The sequence below is a fragment of the Duncaniella sp. C9 genome (assembly GCF_004803935.1).
Lineage (GTDB): Bacteria > Bacteroidota > Bacteroidia > Bacteroidales > Muribaculaceae > Duncaniella > Duncaniella muris.
This window is the reverse complement of the sequence record NZ_CP039547.1, coordinates 3,047,458-3,063,834: the sequence shown is the minus strand read 5'-3', so window position 1 is coordinate 3,063,834 and position 16,377 is coordinate 3,047,458. Positions and strand designations below refer to the sequence as shown.

Here is a 16,377-nt window from a genome sequence, read left to right as displayed (position 1 = left end):
TGGTGGTGATTAACGGGTGAATTTGATGGTTTTGCCGTTGGCTTTTACAATGTAGATGCCCGGCGCCATAGGATTGAAGTCGATGCTGATGTTTTCAAATCCGGTGTGGCGCGCCACGGCGACCCCTTTGAGGTTGTAGACGGCTACCGAGAGGGGGACGCCTGCGGGGGCTGAGACGGAGAGAATGCCTCCGCTGATGCCGAGGGTAATGTCGTCACGGAGCGAGGTTTCGATATGGTCGGCCGCGCTTGCTTCAAGGTCAAAGGCAAGGTTGTCAATCGCTCCTAACTGATAGTCGAGATCGCCTTTGGTTGTGGCGATTTTCATTTTGTCGCCGTTGAAGGTGATACGGCTGACATCCGCGATGCTGATGGCGGTCTGTTTGCTGTCGGTTCCTGTTACAACCAGCTTGTCGTCAGCTCCAGCTTGGGCTGTAACAGCTAATGCTCCGGTCACGGCAATAGCAAATTGCAAGTAATGTAATTTCATCAATTATGATTTTAGTTAAAAATGGGTAGTTCCAAGCAAGAGATGAGGGAAAGGACAGTAAAATTTTGATTAAGCTCCTTCTGATTTTATACGATAAATCTGAGATTGCATTTTGTGAATATTCTGGCGGTAAAATTAACGATTGTTGATTAAATATGCAAATATGTGTTACAAAATGTGTGTTTTATGGGGATGTCGCTTTAAAATTGTTATTTTGGTGGCGATTCCGGGCTGTCCGCCAAATTGTGAAAAAGGCCGTTCAGAATTCTGCTGAGATTTCTGAACGGCCTGTAAGTTTTGGGTCGCCGGGCTATTGCCGAGCGCCTTTTATGGATGATGCTTTCCTGAAGTGATTACCATGCGAACATGGGGTAGGGCTGCATCGTGGCGTTGACTTTAGCGCGGACGGCTGCGATGTTTTCGGGGCTTTCGGGGTTGCGGAGCACGGTGTCGATCATCTCGGCGATTTCCAGCATGAGGGGTTCCTTGGCGCCGCGGGTTGTAATGGCGGGGGTGCCGAGGCGGATGCCTGAGGTCTGGAAGGGGCTGCGAGAGTCGAAGGGAACCATGTTTTTGTTGGCGGTGATGTCGGCGAGCACGAGGGCTTTTTCGGCTACCTTGCCTGTGAGTTCGGGGAATTTGCTGCGGAGGTCTACGAGGATGCAGTGGTTGTCGGTGCCGCCGGAGACGATGTCATAGCCCATTTCGATGAGTGCGCCTGCGAGGGTGGCGGCGTTTTTCTGCACCTGGAGCTGATATTCGCGGAATTCGGGGAGAGGGCTTCGCCGAAAGCGACTGCCTTGGCTGCGATGACGTGTTCGAGCGGACCGCCCTGCACTCCGGGGAATACGGCTGAGTCGAGCAGCTGCGACATCATCTTTACTACGCCCTTGGGAGTGGTTTTTCCCCAGGGGTTTTCAAAGTCCTGACCCATCATGATGACGCCGCCACGGGGACCGCGGAGGGTCTTGTGGGTTGTGGTGGTCACGATGTGGGCGTATTTCACGGGGTTGTCGAGAAGACCTGCGGCGATGAGGCCTGAGGGGTGGGCCATGTCGACCATGAAGATAGCTCCGATTTCATCGGCGAGACGGCGCATGCGGGCGTAGTCCCATTCGCGGCTATAGGCGCTTGCGCCGCCTACGATGAGGCGCGGACGTTCGCGACGGGCCACTTCTTCCATCTGCTCGTAGTCAATGCGTCCGGTTTCGCGGTCAACGTTGTATTCAAGAGCCTGATATACGAGGCCTGAGAAGTTGACTGGGCTACCGTGGCTGAGGTGACCGCCGTGGCTGAGATTGAGGCCGAGGAATTTGTCGCCTAGGTTGAGGCAGGCCATGAAGACAGCCATGTTGGCCTGTGCGCCTGAGTGGGGCTGTACATTGGCCCACTGAGCTCCGAAGAGTTCTTTGAGGCGTTCGATGGCGATGCTTTCGGATTCGTCGACCACTTCGCAGCCTCCGTAGTAGCGGTGGCCGGGATAGCCTTCGGCATACTTGTTGGTGAGACACGAGCCCATTGCGCGCATCACCTGGTCACTGACGAAGTTTTCGGAAGCGATGAGTTCGATTCCTTTTTTCTGGCGCTGGTGCTCGCGCTCAATGATGTCGAAGATTACTTTGTCTTCTTTCATACCTTAAATAAAATATAGGGGGTGAGTTTTGGATCGGTTGAGGGTTAGGGGTTATTTTTTCTTTACGCTCCAGCCGAAGCGGCCTATTTCAGGACCTTGCTCGAAATAGTGGCCGTGGGAGTAGTTGAGGAGTCCGGCCGATGCGAGGTCAAAGGCTCCGGTGGCGGGGTCGATGAGGTTTTCTTCGGCGAGGACGTTGATGACGTCGGCTATGAACATGTCATGGCTTCCGAGTTTTACTATCTCTTTGACGCGGCATTCGATGGAGAGGGGCGATTCGGCTATGGAGGGGCAGCTGACTTTTTGGCCGGCGACGGGAGTGAGCCCGGTTTCCTTCCATTTGTCGTAGTCGCTTCCTGAGCGGACTCCTGCCCAGTCGGTGGCGCGGGCCATTGCGGTTGTGGTCAGGTTGATGGTGAATTCCATCTGTTCTTTGATCATGGCGTAGGAGTGGCGTTCGGGGCGCACTGAGATGTAGCACATCGGCGGGTTGGTGCAGATGGTGCCTGTCCAGGCTACGGTGAGCATGTTGCTGCGTTCTTCCGTGCCGCATGTCACCAATACGGCCGGAAGGGGGTAGATCATTGTGCCGGGTTTCCAGGATGTTTTCATCGGGGGCGTGGCTGCGGGGGGATGGATCAGATTATTTTTGCGTCGATGCTTTTTACAACCTGCGAGCAGTAGTGGCAGCTGATTGTCACGTCGTCGCGGTTGATTACGTGGAAGCGTGTGCGCATCGGTTCGTTGTTTGTGATGCATTTGGGGTTGCCGCACTTGACGATGCCTACAATGGTGTCAGGGAGTGAGACGGGGAATTTTTCCACTACTTCATAGTCGCGGATGATGTTGACTACCGCCGATGGTGCTATCAGCGCTATGCGGTTGAGGGTCGATTCGGGGAAGAATACGTCGGCGGCCTTGATGATGCCTTTGGTGCCGAGTTTCTTGCTGTCGAGGTTGTAGCCAATGGTCACTGCGCCGGTGAGGTTTTCGATTCCGAGGATTCTGACGGCTTTGAAGAGGGAGGCCGAGGGGATATGGTCGATCACGGTGCCGTTGCGCAGGGCGGCTACTGCGAGTTCTTGTTTTGAGACGGTCATGGGTGATGGTTGTTTTATTTCGAGTGTGGTGTTAGAGGGGTGGAGTGAGGGGAGAGGTGGTGAGATGCGCCGGCGCGGGTCAGGCTTCGATGCCGAGTGCGCGGCAGATTATGGCCTGGCGGGCGTAGAGGCCGTTGCGGGCCTGCTCGAAATAATATGCGTGGGGGTTGTCGTCGACATCCTGTGCTATCTCGTTGACGCGGGGCAGTGGGTGGAGTATGCGCATGTTGGGGCGGGCGTCTGTCAGCATGGCGCTGTTGAGATTGTAGAGGTCTTTGACGCGCTCATATTCCATGATGTCGGCGAATCGTTCGCGCTGCACACGGGTCATGTAGATGATGTCGCTTGTGTTGATTACTTCCGGTGAGAAGTCGCGGTGTTCGGTGTAGCGGATTCCGTTTTCGTCGCAGAAGATCTTGTATTCTTTCGGCATTCCGAGTTCCTCGCATGCCACGAAGCGGAAGGTGGGGTTGAAATATCTCATCGCCATCAGCAGAGAGTGGACTGTGCGGCCGTATTTGAGGTCGCCGACGAGGGTGATGGTGAGATTTTCGAGGGTTCCCTGTGTCTTGTAGATCGAGTAGAGGTCGAGCATTGTCTGGGAGGGGTGCTGGTTTGCTCCGTCGCCGGCGTTGATTACCGGGATGTCAGTGACTTCGGAGGCGTAGCGGGCGGCACCTTCGAGATAGTGGCGCATGATGATGATGTCCACATAGTTGCTGACCATCTTGATAGTGTCTTTGAGGGTCTCGCCTTTTGATGAGCTTGTGGTGTTGGCGTCGGAGAAGCCTATCACACGGCCTCCGAGACGGTTGACAGCGGTTTCGAAACTCAGGCGAGTGCGTGTTGACGGTTCGAAGAACAGGGTTGCGACTACGCGCCCTTCAAGCAGACGCCGGTTTGGATTCTCTTCAAAGCGACGGGCCGAGTCGAGAAGCGACATGATTTCATCGCGGCCTATATCGCTGATTGAAACAAGACTTTTGCTATTCATTGCAGTGAAATGTGAGTTCACTGCAAATTTATAGAATTTTCGTCTAATCCGACGGATAAAACGGCGGGAATTTTCAGATTAATTTTTATCCGTGGCTTCGGAGTCGGAGAGCTGGCGGCGCATTTCGCGGATGATTGTCATCGATTTGCGGTTGATGAAGAAGCCGATGGTGGCTCCGATGACTCCTCCTGCAAGGCAGCCGTAGAACATCAGGTGGCCGTAGAGCGATGAGAATGTGAAACACATGTAGAGCAGCAGCGGGAAGGCGAGTGTCATGGCTATGGCTTTGAGCCGTACTCTCGATGTCTCGATGGCGCAGACGGCGGCGAGGGCTTCGCGGACCGACATGATCGAGAAGTTGAGGCGGCGCACACGGAGGTAGTTGCGAAGGTGTAACGAGCCTATGAATATGAAGAAGCATATGGCGAGGATGGCCAGAGTCGGGGTGGCCGCGAAGTATGGAACCATGATCAGTACACCCATCAGGCAGAGCATGGTCAGTGCGAAGCTGATGGAGGCGAGACGATCGCGCAGAGTGGAGACACGGCCGGCTCTGACGCGCGACATCAGTTCGGCTGTCTCCGGCACGCCGCCGTAGCCGGGAGGGAAGCTGATGGAGTTCCAGTTGCTTTTCAAATCGTCGATATTCATGATGGGTTGTGCTTTGGGGTCTTTGGTAAATTCAGGTCGGGGGGGAGGTGGTGGATGGTGTCAGCGGTTGCTTTGGCGGGCCAGCCGCGATTTGATGCGGTGGAGCCGGGTGGCCACGTTGTTGCGGGTGAATCCGGTCACTTCTGCGATCTCGTCGTAGGAGCGTTCGTCGAGCCACATTAATATAATGGCTTTGTCAAGTTTGTCGAGGCCTGAAATCAGGCTGTACATCTCTCGCAGCTGTTCGGCTCTGGCGCTGCCGTCGTCGGCTGCGAGGTCGGCAGCGAAATCGAGAGAGGTCATTGAGGTGGCGTGGGTGTTGTGGCGGCGGAAAAATGTCACGCAGGTGTTGATGGCCGTGCGGTAGAGCCAGGTTGATATCGCCGCCTCGCCACGGAAGGAGTCGAGGCCCACCCAGATGTTTGCGAGAACTTCCTGATAGAGGTCCTGGAAGTGGTCGCGGTCGGTGGCATACATGTAACAGACCTTGCATATAAGCTGACGGCTGTCATTGACAACCTTCATGAACCGGGATTCTTTTTCGCTCTGTCGCATGTGATGCTGCTGATGGGGTTTACTGGGGGGAAGTGGGTGATGGTTTTCTTCATTAGACGCGAATTCGGCAGAAAAGTTACAGCGGATTGAAACTTTTTCGGTAATTTTGCGTCTAACGAAGAAAAAAATATCAGAAAGCTATAAAAGAATATACCAGTTATCACAACATGGACATCCTACAGGTAGAAAACGTCAGCAAAAGCTATTCGTCACACCGTGCGCTTGACAATGTCTCGCTCAGCGTTCCCGAAGGTCAGGTCTACGGACTGCTGGGCCCCAACGGCGCGGGCAAGACCACTCTCATCCGCATCATCAACCATATCACCGCTCCTGACAGCGGCCGTGTGCTTCTCGACGGCCATCAGCTGACCGAGGCCGATGTTTGTCACATAGGCTATCTGCCCGAAGAGCGCGGTCTCTATAAGAAAATGAAGGTGGGAGAGCAGGCTCTGTTTTTCGCTCGCCTGAAGGGGCTTCCGAAGCATGAGGCCACGAGGAGCCTGCGCGAGTGGTTTGAGCGCTTCGATATTCTCGACTGGTGGGACAAGAAGGTCGAGGAGCTGTCAAAGGGTATGGCACAGAAGATACAGTTCATAATCACGGTGCTACACCGGCCTAAGCTACTGATTTTCGACGAGCCTTTTTCCGGTTTCGACCCCATCAATGCCGAGTTGCTTAAAAACGAGATACTCAGGCTCAAGGAAGAGGGTGCCACGGTGATTTTCTCGACCCACAACATGGCTTCGGTCGAGGAGATCTGTGACAATATCACTCTGATCAACAAGAGCCGCAACATACTGAGCGGAAATGTGGAAGAGATCCGTCGGAAGTATTTCGGCAACCGTTATGATCTTCTTTACGAGGGCGATGACCGCAGCCTGATGGAGGCTCTGCAGTCTGTGGGCAATGAGTTTGAAGTCACGGCGGCCGATCAGCTGCAGGGACGGCGCAGACTGACATTCCATCTGAAAGAAGGCGTCGGGTTGCGCGATGCGATAGCGATAGCCAATGACTCTGTGAGGCTTGCCGGCATAAGCGAGAGCATAGCCTCGATGAACGATATATTCATCAGAGCTGTCAGAGAAGACGAAAGCTGCCGATAGGAATCAGCGGGTAAATTTTACGATTAATAAACAAACGGAGAAAACATCACAATGTCAAAAATAGGAATAGTGATAGAGCGCGAATACATGGAGCGCGTCAAAAAGAAAAGTTTTATCATCACCACGCTGCTGATGCCTCTGTTGATGCTTCTGCTGATGGCCATGCCGGCGCTGATCATGAGCTATGTCGACTCGTCGGCCGCTACGGTGGCTGTGATCGACAATACAAGGGTGATACTGCCGGAGCTGAGAAGTTCGGAAGATCTGAGATTCTGTCCGGCGGTCGATGCCACGGTGGATTCGGCGCTGACCCGCGAGGGCATAGACGCGGTGCTGGTGATTCCTGAGAATATCATCGACAATCCGCGTGCCGGGCTGAAGTACTACACCAGCGGTCCGTCATCGGTAGGCACTGAGGCCGGAATCACTGACCGCATCAACAGCATCATCGAGGCCCATCGGCTCAAGGCTTACAATATCGAAAATCTTGATGAGATTCTGAGCAGCGTGAAGAGCGATGTAAGCCTCACCACTGTGCGCGCCGACAAAGACAGCGAGGAGAGCAACTCGTCGATGTTCAGCTACGGCATAGGCATTGCCATGACTTTCGTTCTCTATATGTTCCTGCTGATCTACGGGCAGATGGTGATGACATCCATAATCGAGGAGAAGGGCAACCGTGTGCTCGAAGTGGTGGTCTCGTCAGTGAAGCCCGTGCAGCTGATGATGGGCAAGATCATCGGCGTGGCGCTTGTGGCAGTGACGCAGATGGTTATCTGGGGAGTGCTGCTCTCGGTCATGTCGGCCTTCGTGCTTCCAGCGCTTGTTCCGGCCGATGCGATGGCCGATGTGGCGGCTGTGCAGAGCGGCCATTTCGACCAGGTGGGCGATTCTTCGTCAATCGAGATCATCCAGGCCATCGGGATGCTCGGTAATGTCGGCAATATTGTTACGCTGATGGCGCTGATGACGGTGTTTCTGGTGTTCGGCTTCCTGCTCTATTCGTCGATTTTCGCAGCCGTAGGATCAGCCGTCGACAATATTCAGGATGCCAGTCAGCTGACATCATTGGCCGTGTTTCCGATTCTCTTCGGACTGATTTTTGCAATGGTGGCCGCCGCAGACCCGATGGGGAGCGTGGCGTTCTGGATGTCGATGTTCCCGCTGACATCGCCGATGGTGATGGTGGCCCGCATACCGTTCGGGATTCCGGGCTGGGAAATAGCGTTGTCGCTCGTGCTTCTTGCCGCGGGGTTTGTGGCTATGGTCTGGCTTGCCGGAAAGATCTACCGCGTGGGCATCTTCATGTATGGCAAAAAGCCTTCGGTCAAGGAACTTGTCAGGTGGATCAGATATAAGTAGGGCGAAAGCATGAAAAGCAAAATATATACGCGCGCGATTAAACTTTTGAGACGCTCGCTTGTCTAAACTATATCACAATATCTCTCACACACTATGAATATCAAGCGTATTTTCACATTCTTAGCCGGAACTCTGGTTGCAGCCGGAGCGGTGTCGGCACAGTCGTATTACGATGACGACATATATTTCGACGCCTCCAAAGCCAGCAAGCCAGCCCAGAAAACGGCCAAAAAGAACAATAATAGGACCGCAGTTGTGGTCTATGACTATCCGTCGGCTGACAATTATATGGTCAGCGGCACCCGCACCATCAGCGTCGATGACTATAACCGGCGCGGAATTTTTGCGACCGACTCTCTGACGGCCGACACTACCGCTACTGACTTTGCCTATACCCGACGCATAGAGCAGTTCTACAATCCGGAGATTGTAAGCGGTTCAGGAGATGAGGAACTGGCCAATATCTACTATATGGAGCCCGACCAGGTCAATATCTACGTGAATACCCCGTCGGCCTATTGGGGATATGACTATTTCTATCCCTACAACGCCTGGGCATCGCCTTACTGGTATAACAACTACTGGCGCTGGAACTCGGCATGGTACTGGGGATCATGGTATGATCCTTACTGGGCCTGGGGATGGGGACCGTCATGGGCTTATCCGGGCTGGGGTCCGGGTTGGGGCTATCCGGGCTGGGGTCCAGGCTGGGGCCATCCGGGCTGGGGCTGGGGAGGTCCGGTCTATACCGGTCCGCGTCGCGCTCCGAATCTTCTTGCCGGCCGTCATCCCGGTGTGGGCAGTGCCGCCCGTCCGTCGTCAAGCGGACGGCGTCCCGGATCTTACGGCTATACAAACAGCCGTCCGGGTGTGTCGACCAACCGTCAGCCGGCAGTCACCAACCGTCGGCCCAACGTGACCACCAACCGCCGTCCGGCCACCAATCAGCGTCCGAACAATAACAACAATTATAACAATAACAGCAACTACAACAATTACAATCCCAACAGCATCGGCGGCCGTTACGGCACAGGCAGCTATGGCTCCGGCAGTTACGGCGGCGGTAGCCGCGGAAGCGGAATGGGGTCAGGCGGTGGCAGCCGCGGCGGACGCGGTCGTCATTGATCAGAAGTATAACACAAAAACACTCACACTCACAAACTTCAGCTTATGAACAAGAAAGTATTGGCAGGGATGCTGGTAGCTCTTCCGTCAGCAATGATGGGCCAGACTGCACTCGATGCGTTTTCGATTTCGCAGACCGATATGCGGGGTAGTGCCCGCTTCATGTCGATGGGCGGTGCGTTTACCGCTCTCGGCGGTGATATCTCGACACTCAATCAGAACCCCGGCGGTATCGGTGTCTACCGCAGCAGTGACATCACGGCCACTCTCGATGTCACCTTCAAATCCGGAAAATTCAATGCCGGAGCAGGTTCCCAAAGTTGGAACCACACCGGTGTGGCCTGCAACAATTTCGGCTATATCGGCACCGTGAACCTTGGGTCGAATTCGGTGATGCCGTTTTTCAACTGGGGTGTGAGCTATTCGCGTGCGGCCTCGTTTGACCGCCGCTACCGCGGATCGCTCGGTTCGATCAATACCTCGCTGAGCAACTTCGTGGCTGACAATACCAACCGCACGTTTGTCAACAACGGCGGCATACCTCCGCAGCAGATGCAGTTTGTGGAAGGCAGCGATTATAATCCTTACTGGGACGACTACAACGGAAATCCCTATGCGCCCTGGCTGAGCACTCTGATGTACACTGCCGGAGCCATCAATCCGCTTACCGCCAACAGCTCCACTTATAACGGTCTCTATGACTATCAGAAGTCTTCTGGCTTAGCATCTGTGGAGGTCGAGGAGAAAGGCTATGTAGACGAATATGCCATAGACTTCGGTGGCAATATCTCCAATACGGTGTTCTGGGGCATAGGCTTCGGAATTACTGACGTGGAGTTCCGTTCGCGTTCATACTACTCAGAGAGCATCAACAATGCTATGGTTCCCGGATCGGCCTATGACGGCGGCTTTGTCACCGGTACGGCTGACTATACTCTTGCGAACTATAAGCACATCTGGGGAAGCGGCTTCAATTTCAAAGCGGGTGTGATCCTCAAGCCGGTCAATGAATTCCGCATCGGTGTGGCAGTGCATACTCCCACCTATTATAATCTTTCATATGAAGGCAGCGGCCAGCTGGGTTATCTCTACGATTCTTCCGAATATGCCGAGCCGGTTTCCGGCACAGCGGTTACGGATGACGGCTATATGCGTGAATTCGACTGGAAATGCCGCACTCCGTGGCGCTTCATGGTCGGAGCGGCCGGTGTGATAGGCGGACGCGCAATCATCAGTGCCGACTATGAATATCGCGCAAGCAATGACATCAAGGTCCAGGATTATGAAGGCACCGATTTCGCCGATGTCAACGGTGATATCAAGAACTACTACAAGGCTACCAACATCATGCGTCTCGGTCTGGAGTATCGCGTGACACCACAGGTCAGCCTCCGCGCCGGCTATTCCTATGAATCATCTCCCGTGACTACCACGGCTATGACCGGATATACCACCAACGGACAGGCGATAGATGCCAACGATGTCTACACTTCCGGCCCTGACGACACCGAGACTCAGCCCTCGTACACCTTTGACAAGGCCACTCAGTATGTGACCTGCGGTATCGGCTACCGCTATAAGAATGTGTATGCCGATCTGGCCTATGTCCACCGCCACCGTTCGGCCAAGTACAGCGCGTTTTCGAACTACAACGAGTATGGCACCGACTACTACGTGCCTGCACCGACCGGAAAGGTTTCGGATGACAACAACTCGCTTGTGCTCACCGTAGGCGTGCGCTTCTGATAACAACTGATTTATTCACAACAGCTTTTTAACAGCCCGCAAAACGAATGGCAAAAAAGAGTTCGCGACCTGCCCGACGCATAGTCGCGGATCGGAATGACAACATAGATCTCGACAATCCCGAATTCATCAAAGCCTGGGAATTGTTGCAGCACACCAAACAGTCGATTTTCCTGACCGGCAAGGCCGGAACGGGAAAATCGACTTTCCTGCGCTATATCACTGCCCATACCCGTAAGAAATATGTGGTGCTCGCACCGACCGGAATCGCGGCGGTGAATGTGGGCGGGGTCACTCTCCATTCGTTTTTCAGGATTCCGTTCAAGCCTATAGTGCCCGGCGATCCTGACTTCGCGCCAAACCGCATCAAGGAGCGAATGAAGTATCCCGGAAGCCTTGTGAAACTCATACGCGAGCTCGAACTGATAATTATCGACGAGATCTCGATGGTGAGGGCCGACATAATTGATTTCGTGGATCTGCTGCTGCGCACCTATTCGGGCAACCAGCGGGAGCCGTTCGGCGGCAAGCAGCTGCTTTTTGTGGGCGACGTGTTTCAGCTCGAACCGGTGCTTACTGGCGATATGCGCGATATACTGCGCAAGTTTTACCGCGATGCGTTTTTCTTCTCGGCCCATGCGTTTGACAGGATAAATCTCGTGCCGATAGAACTGCGCAAGATCTACCGTCAGAGCCAGGGTGAATTCGTGGAACTTCTTGACCGGATACGTATGGGCGCTGCTACGGCCGCCGATATCTCGCGGCTGAACTCGCGCTGCGTGGCGCTGTCTCTGCCTGTGGAGGGGGAGGAGAAACCCACCATGACTCTGGCCTCGCGCCGCGATATGGTTGATCAGATCAACGAATCGCGTCTGGAGGCCATTGACAAGCCGGTGTTTACATTTATCGGCGAGATAAAAAAAGATTTCCCTGAGAATTCGCTCCCTACGGATCTGGAACTGTCGTTGAAAGAGGGTGCGCAGGTGGTTTTCATCAAGAATTCGCCTGACAGATTCTGGGTCAACGGCACGATCGGCACTGTGACCACTCTCACGCAGGATCTGCTTGAAGTGAGGCTTGAAAACGGCGAAATCCATGAAGTGGAACCCGAAAAGTGGTCGAATATAAAGTATTCGTTTGATGAGAAAACCAACAAGATCATAGAGACGGAGCTTGGCAGTTTCACGCAGTATCCGGTGAAGCTGGCCTGGGCGCTTACCATCCATAAGAGCCAGGGGCTGACGTTCAACAATGTCATAATCGACCTTGGCCGCGGGGCATTTACCGGCGGACAGACTTATGTAGCGCTCTCACGCTGCCGGAGTTTCGAGGGACTGACGCTGAGGTCTACCGTGGCCGAGAGAGATATCTTTGTGAATCCGGCCATTCTGAATTTTAGCCGTTCGTTCAACGATCCGATACTGATTGACGGGGCCATGCGCAAGGCTCATGCCGAGGAGTGTTACGAAAATGCTCTCGCCAAGGCCGACGAGGGGGATTTCAGCGAGGCTTTCGATCTGTTTGCCGAAGGACTGAGAGCGAAAAGCATTCTTGACAACAAGAGTGCCATGAGGCTTGCCAGAAGCAAACTGGCCGTGATCGGCAAACTCAGAGAGAGGGTAGCGCAGCTTGAGTCGGATATAGCTGCTGACCGCGAGCGTTTCCGCGACATGGCTATGGAGTACACCTCGCTTGGCGATGACTGCCGTATAGACGAGATGCCTCTGCCGGCCATAGCGAACTATGACAAGGCTCTTGCTCTGTTGCCGGGCCATATCCCGGCGCTTTACGGCCGTGCGCTCGCAGCCATCACTCTTGAGGATTACAGTCGTTCGCTTGATGATCTGGGAGAGGTGGTGAGGCTCGATCCGGCTAATTTCGATGCGATGGTGCGCATGGGAATGACCTATTACCGCATGGATGATGTGCATAATGCTATGGACCGCTGCCTGGTGGCTCTGTCGCTGAGCGAGACCGCCGACTGTCCGCGTCAGGCGCTTCACGGTCTGCATTCGCTGTTGGCCGACATATATGACACTGCCGGCGATAAATCCTCGGCCCACCATCACAGAGAAATAGCGCGCCGTCTGCGCAAGTGAGGGGCGTCACGAGGCTCGACTCTCCAAGAAGCTATTTAAAATTTACGATAAGAGTTTAAACAGTTTCTTAGATTTCATCCATAAAAGCATAAAAAAAGAGGTTGCGTCGTGGTGAATACAAGACGCAACCTCTGTTTGGTTTTGCACATATGGATCAGGCGCAGAGACCTGTTTCCGATGCGGAGCCAGATGCTTATTCAGCAGCAGCCTCTTCGGCGGGAGCTTCTTCAGCGTTTGCTGCAGCTTCAGCCTCGGCAGCTGCGGCAGCAGCTTCGGCTTTCTTCTTGGCTACTTCTTCAGCCTTGGCTTTGTTTTTAGCTACTTCAGCTTCAAGACGAGCCTTTTCGTCGAGCTCTTTCTTGTCGGCCATAGAAGCGCGGAACTTGTCGACAGTCTGCTGCTTCTGAGCTTTCCAGGCTTCGAAACGACGCTGAGCTTCAGCTTCGTCGAAAGCGCCTTTCTTCACACCGCCCTGGAGATGCTTCATGAGAAGAACACCTTCGTTAGAGAGGATGGTGCGTACGGTGTCGGTGGGCTGAGCACCAACGTTAACCCAATACAAAGCACGCTCGAAGTTCAAAGTTACTGTAGCAGGATTAGTGTTCGGATTATAAGAACCTATCCTTTCAATAAATTTACCATCTCGTGGTGCCCTGCTATCGGCGATAACAATAGGATAGAACGCATAGTTCTTGCGACCATGACGTTGCAGTCTGATTTTTGTTGCCATTAATTTGTGATTTGTATTGATTAATTCGGGCGCAAAGTTACTGCTTTTGCGCGTGATTGCCAACCGTTGAGGCCTGACAATGCGGTGGATTGGGATTGTATTTAAGTATATTTAACATCTGTGGTGGCTTTTTGTCTGCTCAGGTCCGGAAAAAGGACGGCTTGCGGGAGCCGTGGCCGGGATCTTGCAAGCCGTCGGAATGGATATGGCTACTATTGTGTGGTGGAAGTGGCAGTTGCTGCGTATTAGTTTGACTGTAGGTTACGGGGGTGGTAGAGCCAGCCTCTGTATGGCGTTCCCATCGAGCGGACAATGCGGTGCCAGTAGGGGTCTTCCTCTCCACGAAGCAGATCGCTGACGGATGGGATGTCGGTGACGGCCCATACGTTTTTGCGCAGTTCCTCGTCGAGCTGCTCCACTCCCCAACCGCTGTATCCGATAAAGAAGCGCATGCTACCTTCAAGGGCATAGCCGTCATTGACAATGGAGATCATGGTGTCGAAATCGCCTCCGATATAAAGACCGTCGACTATCTCGCGCGACGAGGGGATCAGATCGCCGAGCGTGTGGACAAAATACAGCCGCTCGCATGACATCGGACCGCCGCAGTAGACGGGTATCGTGACCGATGCGGTGACGGAGGGAAGGAGGTCCTGAAGTGTGTAGCTGGTGCGGTTGTTGAGCACTATGCCCATAGCTGATCCGCGTTCTTCGTAGTCGACAAGGCAGATGACGGAATGGTGGAAGTAGCGCTCTCTCAGAAACGGTTCGGCGACAAGAAGCGATCCGGCGTGCGGAATGGCACTCCGGTTTATGTCTATGTTGAAAATCAGTGATTCAAAGTCGAGCATGGCCTGATTGTTTTTTTTTTGACAGCCTCTTGTCCGGGCTGAGTCCGGTGTGCGCATGGATATAGCCACGGTGCGCTCAGGCGAGCTCGCCGATGAGTGTGGCGGACGATGAGCCGGTCACGCGGACTCTGACCGTGTCGCCCACACGATAGTCGCCGCGGGGGAAGACAAGGGTCTTGTTCTGCTGGTTGCGTCCCACAAACTGTTCGCGTGAACGCTTGGAGACTCCTTCGACCAGCACATCGAAAGTCTTGCCTACATCGCGGGCATTGCTATCGCGCGAGAGTTCGTTCTGCACGGCGATCATGCGGTTTAGGCGGTCGATCTTCACCTCTTCGGTTATGTTGTCAGGCATGGTGCGGGCTGCCAGTGTGCCTGGGCGTTCGGAGTATTTGAACATGAATGAGGAGTCGAAGCCCACCTCGCGCATGAGCGAGAGAGTTTCCTGGAAGTCTTCTTCGCTCTCGTCATGGAATCCGGTGAAAAGGTCGGTGGAGATTCCGCAGTCGGGAATTGCCCGGCGGATTGCCTCGATGCGTCCGAGATACCACTCGCGGGTGTATTTGCGGTTCATGGCCTTGAGCACTTTGTCGGAGCCTGACTGGACGGGCAGGTGTATGTGTTTGCAGACGTTTGGCTTTGAGGCTATGACTGCGATGATTTCGTCAGACATGTCCTTGGGATGCGAGGTGGTGAAGCGGATGCGCATTTCCGGGGCTGCATCGGCTACCATTGCCAGCAGGCGGGCAAAGTCGATGGTCTCGCCGCTTTCGGTCTCGTAGCGGTAGCTGTTGACGTTCTGTCCGAGGAGGGTGGCTTCCTTGAAGCCGCGGGAGCGGAGATCGGCGAGTTCAGCCAGGATGCTTTCGGCCGAGCGCGAACGTTCGCGGCCGCGGGTGTAGGGGACAATGCAGTAGGAACAGAAATTATTGCATCCGCGCATGATGCTGATGAAGCCTGAGACGGTGTTGCCCGTGATGCGGGCGGGTATAATGTCGCGATATGTTTCTGTGGTGCTCAGCTCTACGTTGACGGCCTTTTCTCCGGCTTCGACTGAAGCGAAAAGGTTTGGAAGGTCAAGGTAAGAGTCAGGTCCGGCCACGAGATCAACGCCGTGACGTTCGATCAGCTCCTCTTTGACTCGCTCGCCCATGCAACCGATCACTCCGATGATGAGTTTCGGCAGATCTTTGGAGCGCTTTCTGCGGAGCGATGCGAGGTAGGCCAGGCGGGAGACTATTTTCTGCTCGGCGTTGTCGCGGATAGAGCATGTGTTGAGCAACACAGCGTCAGCTTCTTCCGGAGTAGCCGCCATCTCATAGCCTACGGTCTCCATGATGGAGGCCACGACTTCACTGTCTGCCACATTCATCTGGCAGCCATAGGTTTCTATATGTAATTTACGTGATTGTGTCATATTTTTAAGGTGGAAACTTTGGCGAAAAGCATAAGAATCCGTAATTTTGCTACAAAATTAAGAAAAACCGCGCAACGGGCAATGGAGAAACTGATATTATTCCTGATAGTATTCGGTGTCGGTTCGTTCTTTGAGTACCTCAAGAAGAAGAGGGAACAGAGAGCGGACAGCGTTGCGGGTAAAATTTTCGGCTCCGCTCAGGCATCAGAAACCACAGCCCGGACAGTGGCCCCAAAACCCAGGCGCAAGCCAAAGAAGGCGGAGCGCAAGCCGCCTCTGCCGGTCAGCTGTGTTCAGACTCCTGCGGATGCCGGGATCAGCCGCCTGTCACAGCAGCCGCCGGCATTGCCTGACGAAGTAGGCTCGATATTCGACGAGAGCCCGATTGACGAAGCCGGAAAGAACCAGGAGGTCTTTGCCTCCGGAAAGCAAGAGCAGGATCTGAGCGAGCATTATCAGCGCTGGCGCCGGGCTATAATTGACAGTGAGATTCTCCAGCGTAAATTTTAGCCTCTACAGATA

At 54.1% G+C, this 16,377-nt stretch carries 15 protein-coding genes and 1 pseudogene; 6 read left to right on the top strand and 10 right to left on the bottom strand.

Going from position 1 to position 16,377, the window contains the following annotated elements; all coding sequences use genetic code 11:
* Nucleotides 1–9 precede the first annotated feature (9 nt).
* From E7745_RS13000 to E7745_RS12970, 7 genes and pseudogenes are all read right to left on the bottom strand, one after another.
* Nucleotides 10–489, bottom strand: a complete 480-nt coding sequence (locus tag E7745_RS13000; RefSeq protein ID WP_123399021.1) for a T9SS type A sorting domain-containing protein — start codon at nucleotides 487–489, stop codon at nucleotides 10–12.
* A 353-nt stretch (nucleotides 490–842) separates the two neighbouring features.
* A pseudogene (gene glyA / locus E7745_RS12995) lies at nucleotides 843–2,122 on the bottom strand (serine hydroxymethyltransferase).
* Nucleotides 2,123–2,173: 51 nt separating this feature from the next.
* A complete protein-coding gene (locus E7745_RS12990; protein WP_107031325.1) occupies nucleotides 2,174–2,734 on the bottom strand; it encodes a flavin reductase family protein in 561 nt (186 codons plus the stop codon).
* Between the two features lie 26 nt (nucleotides 2,735–2,760).
* Entirely contained in the window at nucleotides 2,761–3,222 is a 462-nt protein-coding gene (gene pyrI / locus E7745_RS12985; protein ID WP_107031326.1) for an aspartate carbamoyltransferase regulatory subunit, read from the bottom strand.
* A 79-nt stretch (nucleotides 3,223–3,301) separates the two neighbouring features.
* Nucleotides 3,302–4,216 (bottom strand): aspartate carbamoyltransferase, encoded by a 915-nt coding sequence (gene pyrB / locus E7745_RS12980; RefSeq protein WP_123399017.1) that lies wholly within the window; start codon nucleotides 4,214–4,216, stop codon nucleotides 3,302–3,304.
* Between the two features lie 78 nt (nucleotides 4,217–4,294).
* On the bottom strand, nucleotides 4,295–4,867 hold the full coding sequence (locus tag E7745_RS12975; protein ID WP_124076018.1) for a hypothetical protein: 573 nt from the start codon (nucleotides 4,865–4,867) through the stop codon (nucleotides 4,295–4,297).
* Nucleotides 4,868–4,927: 60 nt separating this feature from the next.
* On the bottom strand, nucleotides 4,928–5,422 hold the full coding sequence (locus E7745_RS12970; RefSeq protein ID WP_124076017.1) for an RNA polymerase sigma factor: 495 nt from the start codon (nucleotides 5,420–5,422) through the stop codon (nucleotides 4,928–4,930).
* A gap of 167 nt (nucleotides 5,423–5,589) precedes the next feature.
* Here E7745_RS12970 and E7745_RS12965 point away from each other — a divergent pair, with 167 nt between their 5' ends.
* The 5 genes from E7745_RS12965 to E7745_RS12945 all read left to right on the top strand — a co-directional run bounded on the left by E7745_RS12965 (nucleotide 5,590) and on the right by E7745_RS12945 (nucleotide 12,857).
* The gene (locus E7745_RS12965) at nucleotides 5,590–6,525 is read left to right on the top strand and encodes an ABC transporter ATP-binding protein (RefSeq protein ID WP_107031330.1); all 936 of its coding nucleotides are present in this window, start codon (nucleotides 5,590–5,592) and stop codon (nucleotides 6,523–6,525) included.
* A 51-nt stretch (nucleotides 6,526–6,576) separates the two neighbouring features.
* Complete coding sequence (locus E7745_RS12960) at nucleotides 6,577–7,887, top strand: ABC transporter permease (protein WP_107031331.1); 1,311 nt, start codon at nucleotides 6,577–6,579, stop codon at nucleotides 7,885–7,887.
* A 93-nt stretch (nucleotides 7,888–7,980) separates the two neighbouring features.
* Nucleotides 7,981–9,012 (top strand): hypothetical protein, encoded by a 1,032-nt coding sequence (locus E7745_RS12955; protein ID WP_136409005.1) that lies wholly within the window; start codon nucleotides 7,981–7,983, stop codon nucleotides 9,010–9,012.
* 45 nt (nucleotides 9,013–9,057) lie between these two features.
* Complete coding sequence (locus tag E7745_RS12950; protein WP_107031333.1) at nucleotides 9,058–10,758, top strand: outer membrane protein transport protein; 1,701 nt, start codon at nucleotides 9,058–9,060, stop codon at nucleotides 10,756–10,758.
* A gap of 47 nt (nucleotides 10,759–10,805) precedes the next feature.
* Nucleotides 10,806–12,857 carry an AAA family ATPase gene (locus E7745_RS12945; protein ID WP_136409004.1) on the top strand — a complete coding sequence of 684 codons (2,052 nt, stop codon included), beginning with the start codon at nucleotides 10,806–10,808 and terminating at the stop codon, nucleotides 12,855–12,857.
* A 193-nt stretch (nucleotides 12,858–13,050) separates the two neighbouring features.
* Here E7745_RS12945 and E7745_RS12940 read toward each other — a convergent pair whose 3' ends face one another.
* The 3 genes from E7745_RS12940 to miaB form a co-directional block, all read right to left on the bottom strand.
* A complete protein-coding gene (locus E7745_RS12940; RefSeq protein ID WP_107031335.1) occupies nucleotides 13,051–13,587 on the bottom strand; it encodes a 30S ribosomal protein S16 in 537 nt (178 codons plus the stop codon).
* Between the two features lie 245 nt (nucleotides 13,588–13,832).
* A complete protein-coding gene (locus E7745_RS12935; protein WP_168182140.1) occupies nucleotides 13,833–14,438 on the bottom strand; it encodes a YqgE/AlgH family protein in 606 nt (201 codons plus the stop codon).
* Nucleotides 14,439–14,514: 76 nt separating this feature from the next.
* On the bottom strand, nucleotides 14,515–15,855 hold the full coding sequence (miaB, locus tag E7745_RS12930) for a tRNA (N6-isopentenyl adenosine(37)-C2)-methylthiotransferase MiaB (RefSeq protein ID WP_107031337.1): 1,341 nt from the start codon (nucleotides 15,853–15,855) through the stop codon (nucleotides 14,515–14,517).
* 81 nt (nucleotides 15,856–15,936) lie between these two features.
* Here miaB and E7745_RS12925 point away from each other — a divergent pair, with 81 nt between their 5' ends.
* On the top strand, nucleotides 15,937–16,365 hold the full coding sequence (locus E7745_RS12925) for a hypothetical protein (protein WP_136409002.1): 429 nt from the start codon (nucleotides 15,937–15,939) through the stop codon (nucleotides 16,363–16,365).
* The last annotated feature ends 12 nt before the right edge of the window (nucleotides 16,366–16,377 follow it).

Excerpts from the sequence above, each read along its gene's own strand:
- E7745_RS13000 (WP_123399021.1), bottom strand. The coding sequence starts at position 489 with ATGAAATTACATTACTTGCAATTTGCTATTGCCGTGACCGGAGCATTA.
- E7745_RS12990 (WP_107031325.1), bottom strand. The coding sequence starts at position 2,734 with ATGAAAACATCCTGGAAACCCGGCACAATGATCTACCCCCTTCCGGCC.
- pyrI (WP_107031326.1), bottom strand. The coding sequence starts at position 3,222 with ATGACCGTCTCAAAACAAGAACTCGCAGTAGCCGCCCTGCGCAACGGC.
- pyrB (WP_123399017.1), bottom strand. The coding sequence starts at position 4,216 with ATGAATAGCAAAAGTCTTGTTTCAATCAGCGATATAGGCCGCGATGAA.
- E7745_RS12975 (WP_124076018.1), bottom strand. The coding sequence starts at position 4,867 with ATGAATATCGACGATTTGAAAAGCAACTGGAACTCCATCAGCTTCCCT.
- E7745_RS12970 (WP_124076017.1), bottom strand. The coding sequence starts at position 5,422 with ATGCGACAGAGCGAAAAAGAATCCCGGTTCATGAAGGTTGTCAATGAC.
- E7745_RS12965 (WP_107031330.1), top strand. The coding sequence starts at position 5,590 with ATGGACATCCTACAGGTAGAAAACGTCAGCAAAAGCTATTCGTCACAC.
- E7745_RS12960 (WP_107031331.1), top strand. The coding sequence starts at position 6,577 with ATGTCAAAAATAGGAATAGTGATAGAGCGCGAATACATGGAGCGCGTC.
- E7745_RS12955 (WP_136409005.1), top strand. The coding sequence starts at position 7,981 with ATGAATATCAAGCGTATTTTCACATTCTTAGCCGGAACTCTGGTTGCA.
- E7745_RS12950 (WP_107031333.1), top strand. The coding sequence starts at position 9,058 with ATGAACAAGAAAGTATTGGCAGGGATGCTGGTAGCTCTTCCGTCAGCA.
- E7745_RS12945 (WP_136409004.1), top strand. The coding sequence starts at position 10,806 with ATGGCAAAAAAGAGTTCGCGACCTGCCCGACGCATAGTCGCGGATCGG.
- E7745_RS12940 (WP_107031335.1), bottom strand. The coding sequence starts at position 13,587 with ATGGCAACAAAAATCAGACTGCAACGTCATGGTCGCAAGAACTATGCG.
- E7745_RS12935 (WP_168182140.1), bottom strand. The coding sequence starts at position 14,438 with ATGCTCGACTTTGAATCACTGATTTTCAACATAGACATAAACCGGAGT.
- miaB (WP_107031337.1), bottom strand. The coding sequence starts at position 15,855 with ATGACACAATCACGTAAATTACATATAGAAACCTATGGCTGCCAGATG.
- E7745_RS12925 (WP_136409002.1), top strand. The coding sequence starts at position 15,937 with ATGGAGAAACTGATATTATTCCTGATAGTATTCGGTGTCGGTTCGTTC.